We start from the raw sequence: 6849 nt of genomic DNA, 5'->3' as shown, positions 1-6849 counted from the left end.
TACTGCTGCCGGGGTCCACAGTCGCGGACGCGGGCTCCAGGGAAGTCCACAGGCTCACGGCGTAAAAATACGAAATGGACGACAGACTGTCAGGGTCCTTCAGGGCAACGCCCGTTGCCCCCGGACACCCTGTTCACCGCGAGAGGGACTAGGCCTCGTCGTCCGGCCGGTCCTTGGCGGCGCGCTGGGCGATGGACGGTGCCACCTTCGCGCCCGCGCCGAAGGCGTTCCCGTTGATGCCGGCGGTGACCTCGGAGTCCTGGTTCGGATTGGTCACGGCCTGTCCGGCGCCGTTGTCGACGCCGGTCTCGGTCTTGCCCTCCTGGTTGTTCTTCACGTGGTCCAGCTCGTGGCCGATGAGGTCCTTGCGGCCGGACGCCCCCGCGCCGAGGAAGATGTCCGTGCCGATCGTCATGGCCTCGGCGCCCATGGCCGCGGTCGCGCGGTGGACCGTCGGGTTGTCGTGGATCCGGGCGGTGGGGAACTTGGTCTGGTAGAACGACTCGGCCTCGTTGCGCAGGGACCCGGAGAGCGGGCTGCCCGGGGTGGACTTGGCCGCGTTCAGCAGCTCCACCTGGCCCTCGGGGCTGCTGTCCTCGTAGCCGCCGTGCCCGCAGCCGGCGCCGTGCTGGTGCTGCTCCGGGTCGAAGCGGCGCTGCACGACCTGGCTCACCGCCGCGTTCCCGGCCTGGTGCTGGAGGGCCAGCATCCGGTCGGCCGTGGCGCCCAGCGGCGTGGCGCGACGGGCCGGGTTCTTCTCGCCGGCCTGCAGGTCAGCCTGGTTCTCGTGTGCGCGCACGACGCTCCCTCGGCAGATGGTGGTTCGGCACGTGGCGGCGGGACTCCCGCAGGTCTACCCGGACCGGCCCGCCCCGCGCAACGGCCGCGAGGGCAGGTCCGGGGGCAGCCCTACGGCGGGCGGTCCGCTCAGGCGGACGCGAGCTGCTTGGCGATCACGCCCTCCCACTCCTTCTGCTGCGCGGGGTCGTTCAGCGACGCCTCCCACTCCTCCTCCGTCTGGTTGTGCCTGGCCGGATCGCACTTGAGGTCCTTGAGGAAGTCGCGGGCCTCGCGGCGGATGTCGTCGGGCACGTTCCGGCCCACGGGGACGGCCGGTCCGGCGGCCAGGGCGTAGATCTCCTGGGCGTTGAACTGCCGCTTGCCCTGCTTGATGCCCTTCGTCACCTTGAAGGCCTCCGCCCACGCGTCGCGCTTGCGGCCGCCCTTGCCGTCCTTGGACATCCTGGGCTCGGTGGCCTCGGTCTCCTCGGTTCCCTCCTGGGCGTGCGTGGGGCGGGCGTGCCGGTCGGGATGCCGGACCGAGTTGTAGCGCTTGACGGCCTTCTTCCGGCCCTTGTGCACCGCGAGGCCGCCCAGGCCGATCGCCGCCGTGCCACCCGCGACGGCGGGTCCGATCGGTCCGCTCACCGCTCCCGCGACGGCCGCGACCGCGACGGCGCCGGCGGCGGTCCGCGCGACGTTGCCGGTCAGGTCGGCCGTGCGCTTGCGGAGCTTCCTGTTCTGCTTGTCGACGGCGTAGTCCCGCGCGGCGGCCAGATGCTCCATCAGCTCGCCCCTGAGGCCGTCGATGCCGCCCCGCTCCCTGTCGACGGCCTGCAGGACGCTCTCGGCCGAATCGCCCTGCGCACCGGAGAGCTTCGCGCACTCCTGGGCCAGGTTCCCGGTCGCTGTGCCCAACTCGTCCAGCACGGTCTGGAGTCGGCGGGTACGGGCCGCCGCACGGCCCTGGAAGTGCTCCTTGAGCTTCTTCCGCTTGTCGAACGTGTCCTTGATGACGACGGTGTCGCGGGCGGCGATCAGCGTGGAGAACCCCATCGTCAGGGCACCTCCGGTGGCGCCGAGGGGGGCGACACCCGCCAGGTTCTCGGCGTTCCGCACCGCGTTGTCGGTGATCTTCGTGACGTCGTTGACGCCCATGAGGGTGTTGGTCGCGAGGCCGGCGGTCTTGCCCCTGAGCTTCTTCCGGTCCTGATGGGACTCGGGGCCCTTGCCGTCGCGCCCCTTGTAGCCGGCGGCCACGTCCCGCCCGTCGTTGATGATGCCCAGCGCGGAGTTCACGACGTTGACGCCGGTCTCGACCTGTCCCTGCTGGGCGGTCGAGCGCACCAGCCCCTGGTTCGCACCCTGGGTGGCGTCCGACCGCAGGGGGCCTCCGACCGGCGCGCTGCCGCGCAGGATCGCCGTGTCCGCGGGGTCGATCCGCTGCTTGGCCTTGGTGAGGCTGAAGGTCTCCTTGAGCCGTTGTCCGGCCGATTTGCCCGGCTTCTTGGCATCGGACGCGGAGGCCTGCGACTCCTGCGCGGCCTCCTCGGCCTTCTTGGCCTCGGCCTGGGCGGTGCGCGCCTCGGTCTCGGCGGTCCGCGCCCCGGTCTCGGTCGTGTCCGCCGCCGAGTGCCGCTCGGCCGCGGCCGCCGCCCGGCCCTGCGCCTGCGCCGCGGCGGCCGCCTGCTCACCCGCCGTCCGCTCGGCGGCTGCCGCCTGCTCACGGGCCTGGGCCGCGGTCGTCCCGTACGTCTCGGCGGCGGCCCGCGCCTTGCCGGCCTCCGCCCGCGCCCGTTCGGCGGTCGTCGCGTGCTCCGTCACCTCGGCCTGAGCCTCGCGGTGCGCCTCGGCGGCGGCGTCGGCCTCCTGCGTCAGGCGCCGCGCCTCGTCGGCCGCCTCCTTCGCCCCCCGCCGCGCCGTCTCGCCGGCGGTCGCCCACCGCGCCCCCTCGGTGCCGGCCTCGGTCAGCGCCTCCTTGGCGGCCTCCGCCTCGCCCTCCCGCTCAAGGGCCTCGGCCTCGGCCTTGCCCGCGCGCTCCACGGCGTCCTTCGCGGCCTGCGCCCACTTCTGGACGTCCTTCTCGGCGGCGGCCCGCGTCTCCGCCTCGACCTCCGCCTCCGCCGCCCGCTCCTGCGCCTGGTCGTCGGCCGCGGACCTGCGCTGCGCCTCGGCCTCGGCGGCCTGCCGCGCCTTGTCCGCCTCCTCGGCCTCCTTCCGGAACCTGGCGGCGTCGGCCTCGGCGGCCTTCTGCTTGCGCTCCGCCTCTTCGCCCTGCTTCTGGAACCTCGCCACGTCGGCCTCGGCGGCCTTCTGCCGCTGCTCCGCCTGCTCGGCCTGCTTCTCGCACTTCTCCTGTTCGGTGCGAGCGGCCTCCGCCTTCTGGCGCGCCTGCTGCTCGGTCTTGCGGTGCGTCCCCGCCCTGCCCTCGGCCCCGGCCCGGCGCCGGTCAGCCTCCCGGGCGTCCCCGGCGTGCCGCTGCTCGTCGGCCCGCGACGCCCGCTGGTCCCGCTCCGCGGCCTCGGCGTCGCGCGTCAGGCGGTCCCCGTCCGCCCGGGCGGCATCCGCGTGCTTGCGCGCGTCCCTCGCCTCCCCGGACGCCTTCCACACCTCGTCCGCGGCGCCGGCCCGGTCCAGAGCGGCCGTCGCGGCCTCCTGCTTGTGCTCCTCGGCCGCGTCCTCGGCGGCCTTCTGCTTCGCCTTCGGGTCGTCCGCCTTCGACTTCGGCGTCCGCTCCGGCGCCTGCCGTTCGGGGGCCGTCACCGCCGAGATCACCAGGTCGTCCGCCGCCGAGGTGCCCGCCCGCTCCTGTCCCGCGGCGCTGGTGAGCTGCTCGGTACCGGTCGCGCGCTGGATGACCGAGGCGACGGCCCGGTTGCCGGCCTTGGCCTGGAGGGCGGCGAGGGGCGGCCGCCCTCCGTGCGGGCGGGGCCGCGTCGGAGGGGCCGAGGCAGCCGGGCGTCGCCCCTGCGTCTCGTTCAAGCGGTCCGGCACGGACGTCCCCTCCTGGCTCGATCGCAAGATGACATCCTGGCGAACTGACAGTCGACACAAGATGTTGAACCAGAAACACCGGGCGTACGCCAGGGGGCCCAGGGGGAAAGACCGGGCAGTGCGGAGGAGTCTGCCCCAACGGGCACGACCTGGGGCAATGAACCTGCCCCCGCTCCGGCCCCCGGGGACGTTTCGACGGCGGCGGCGCGCGCCTGAAGCTGGGGGGCGTCCTGTCTCGTACCCCGAGGAGAGCAGAGCATGCCGTCCTACCTGTCGCCCGGCGTCTACGTCGAGGAGGTGGCCAGCGGCTCGCGCCCGATCGAGGGGGTGGGCACCTCGGTGGCGGCCTTCGTCGGACTCGCTCCGACCGGCCCGCTGAACGAGCCCACGCTGGTGACCAACTGGACGCAGTACGTCGCGGCCTTCGGTGACTTCACCGGCGGGTACTACCTCGCGCACTCCGTCTACGGGTTCTTCAACAACGGCGGTTCCGCGGCCTACGTCGTCCGCGTCGGCGGCTCGCCCGAGGACGCGGCCGGCGACGCCACGGACGGTTCCGCCGCCCCCGCCGCCGTCACCGGCGGCGCCGCCAAGCCCGCGCTGCCCGCCGCCGAGCCGAAGCAGCTGGGCACCTTCGCCGTGACCGCCACCGGCGAGGGGCAGAACGGTCCGCTGACCGTCGAGGTCGCCGACCCCGAGGGCGAGGGCCCCGCCGAGCGCTTCAAGCTGATCGTCAAGGACGGCGACAAGCCGGTCGAGACCTTCGACGTGAGCGCCAAGAAGGGCAACCGCTCCTACGTCGTCACGCAGGTCAAGGAGCGCTCCAAGCTCATCACCGTGACCGAGGCCGCGCCGTCCGCGCAGCTGGTCCGGCCGGAGAACCAGACCCTGACGCTGCCCGCGCCGCCGTCCGCCGCGCCCGCCGTCCCGGCCGGCCGGGACGAGACCGCGCACCCCGGCCCCGCGCAGTACCTCGGCGACTCCTCGGACCGCACCGGTTTCGGCGGCCTGGAGGCCATCGACGAGATCTCCATGGTCGCGGTGCCCGACCTGATGGCCGCCTACCAGCGCGGCGCCATCGACCTGGAGGCCGTCAAGGCCGTCCAGCTCGGTCTCATCGCGCACTGCGAGCTGATGGGCGACCGCGTCGCCATCATCGACCCGCCGCCCTCCCAGAACGCCCGCCAGATACGCGTCTGGCGCCAGGAGACGGCCGGCTACGACTCCAAGTACGCGGCCCTGTACTACCCGTGGATCAAGTCCTTCGACCCGGCGACCGGCCAGTCCCGCCTGGTCCCGCCGAGCGGCCACGTCGCCGGCATCTGGGCCCGCAACGACTCCGAGCGCGGCGTGCACAAGGCCCCCGCCAACGAGGTCGTGCGCGGCGCCGTCGACCTGGAGCTGCAGATCACCCGCGGCGAGCAGGACCTGCTCAACCCGATCGGCGTCAACTGCATCCGCTCGTTCCCGGGCCGCGGCATCCGCGTCTGGGGCGCGCGCACCCTCTCCTCCGACCCGGCGTGGCGCTACCTGAACATCCGCCGGTACTTCAACTACCTGGAGGAGTCGATCCTGATCGGCACCCAGTGGGTGGTGTTCGAACCGAACGACCACAACCTCTGGGCCCGCATCCGCCGCAACGTCTCCGCGTTCCTGGTCAACGAGTGGCGCAGCGGCGCCCTGTTCGGCCAGAGCCCGACCGAGGCGTACTACGTCAAGTGCGACGAGGAGACCAACCCGCCGGAGTCGGTCGACCTCGGCCGGGTCGTGTGCGAGATCGGCATCGCGCCGGTCAAGCCCGCCGAGTTCGTGATCTTCCGGCTGGCCCAGTTCTCCAGCGGCAGCGGGGAGCTGGAGGAGTAGGCGGCCCGGCCGCCTCCGTGATCCCGCGCGCCCCCTCGGGCGTCGCCCCGTACGCCATCGTCACGTAACACCAGAAGGACAGCGAACACATGAGTCTGAACCCGGGTGACTCCCTTACTTCACACAATTTCGGTCTGCAGATCGACGGTGTGATGGTCGAGTACCTCGCCGAGGTGAGCGGCCTCACCCTCGAGCAGGACGTCATCAAGTACCCGCAGAACAACGGCGCGACGGGCAAGAACGAGATCGCGCTGCTGCCGGGCACCCAGAAGGACGGTCAGTGCACCGTCGTGCGCGGTATGACCCAGTCGGCGTCGTTCACCCAGTGGATCAACGACTCGATCAACGGCCGCATGGCCACCGCCCGCAAGAACGCCTCGATCATCATGATGGACTTCGAGGACAACCCGGTGAAGCGGTACAACCTCCGCAACGCCTGGTGCAGCAAGATCGACACGAGCACGGTGAAGGCGGGCGAGGCCTCCGCGCTGACCGAGACCGTCACCATCGTGTTCGAAGAACTGGTCATCGAGTAATGCGGCGTACGCCTGCCAAGGCACCCGCCGCGGCACAGACCGCGGCGGCGGGAGCGGACTTCCCCCGTTCGGCTCCCGCCGCCGCGCCGGCGGAGGCGTCGGCCGGTCTTCCGGCCGCGCCTCCCGTCGAGGCGGTACCGCGGCAGCAGTTGCGGACCGAGTTCCCCTTCGAGCTGCCGCGCGGGTACGTCGACGAGTCGGGCACCGTCCACCGGGACGGTGTGATGCGCCTGTCGACGGCGCGGGACGAGCTGATCCCGCTGCGCGACGTGCGCGTCCAGGAGAACCCGGCGTACCTGTCGGTGGTGCTGCTCGGCCGGGTCATCACCCGGCTGGGCACGCTGGCGATGGTGCACGACGGCGTCGTGGAGAACATGTTCGCCTCCGACCTGGCGTTCCTCCAGGACTTCTACCGCCAGATCAACGCGGAGGGGCACACCCGCGCCGCCGTCGAGTGCCCGCACTGCGCGGAGCCCTTCGAGGTGGAACTCGGCGGGAGCCGCCTGGGGGAATCGTGACGTACGCGACCGACCGGCTGCACGAGGAGATCGCGTACGTCGCCTACCACTTCCACTGGAGCCTGGAGGCGATCCTGGACCTGGAACACCAGGACCGCCGCCGGTACACGGACCAGATCGCGTCCCTCGTGACGCGAGGCACGGCGGAGGGCTGATCG

6 protein-coding genes are annotated in these 6849 nt (G+C 72.5%); 4 read left to right on the top strand and 2 right to left on the bottom strand.

The window, feature by feature from the left end; all coding sequences use genetic code 11:
- Positions 1 to 148 precede the first annotated feature (148 nt).
- Entirely contained in the window at positions 149 to 799 is a 651-nt protein-coding gene (locus tag IE108_RS32405) for an eCIS core domain-containing protein (RefSeq protein WP_064728560.1), read from the bottom strand.
- A 128-nt stretch (positions 800 to 927) separates the two neighbouring features.
- Positions 928 to 3774 (bottom strand): hypothetical protein, encoded by a 2847-nt coding sequence (locus tag IE108_RS32400; protein ID WP_064728561.1) that lies wholly within the window; start codon positions 3772 to 3774, stop codon positions 928 to 930.
- A gap of 258 nt (positions 3775 to 4032) precedes the next feature.
- On the opposite strand from IE108_RS32400, the gene IE108_RS32395 reads away from it, so the two are divergent.
- The 4 genes from IE108_RS32395 (at position 4033) to IE108_RS32380 (ending at position 6846) form a co-directional block, all read left to right on the top strand.
- A complete protein-coding gene (locus IE108_RS32395; RefSeq protein WP_064728562.1) occupies positions 4033 to 5637 on the top strand; it encodes a phage tail sheath subtilisin-like domain-containing protein in 1605 nt (534 codons plus the stop codon).
- An 89-nt stretch (positions 5638 to 5726) separates the two neighbouring features.
- Entirely contained in the window at positions 5727 to 6173 is a 447-nt protein-coding gene (locus tag IE108_RS32390) for a phage tail protein (protein ID WP_064728563.1), read from the top strand.
- Positions 6173 to 6691, top strand: coding sequence for a hypothetical protein (locus IE108_RS32385; protein WP_064728564.1), 519 nt, complete (start codon positions 6173 to 6175; stop codon positions 6689 to 6691). Before IE108_RS32390 ends, IE108_RS32385 begins: the two co-directional genes overlap by 1 nt.
- Positions 6688 to 6846, top strand: a complete 159-nt coding sequence (locus IE108_RS32380; RefSeq protein ID WP_007450918.1) for a DUF6760 family protein — start codon at positions 6688 to 6690, stop codon at positions 6844 to 6846. Before IE108_RS32385 ends, IE108_RS32380 begins: the two co-directional genes overlap by 4 nt.
- Positions 6847 to 6849 lie beyond the last annotated feature (3 nt).

The sequence above is a fragment of the Streptomyces parvulus genome, assembly GCF_014648855.1.
Lineage (GTDB): Bacteria > Actinomycetota > Actinomycetes > Streptomycetales > Streptomycetaceae > Streptomyces > Streptomyces parvulus.
Note: the sequence above shows the minus strand (reverse complement) of the source record. Positions and strands in the feature narration are given on the sequence as shown.

Coding starts and splice junctions, on each gene's coding strand:
- IE108_RS32395 (WP_064728562.1), top strand. CDS start 4,033: ATGCCGTCCTACCTGTCGCCCGGCGTCTACGTCGAGGAGGTGGCCAGC.
- IE108_RS32390 (WP_064728563.1), top strand. CDS start 5,727: ATGAGTCTGAACCCGGGTGACTCCCTTACTTCACACAATTTCGGTCTG.
- IE108_RS32385 (WP_064728564.1), top strand. CDS start 6,173: ATGCGGCGTACGCCTGCCAAGGCACCCGCCGCGGCACAGACCGCGGCG.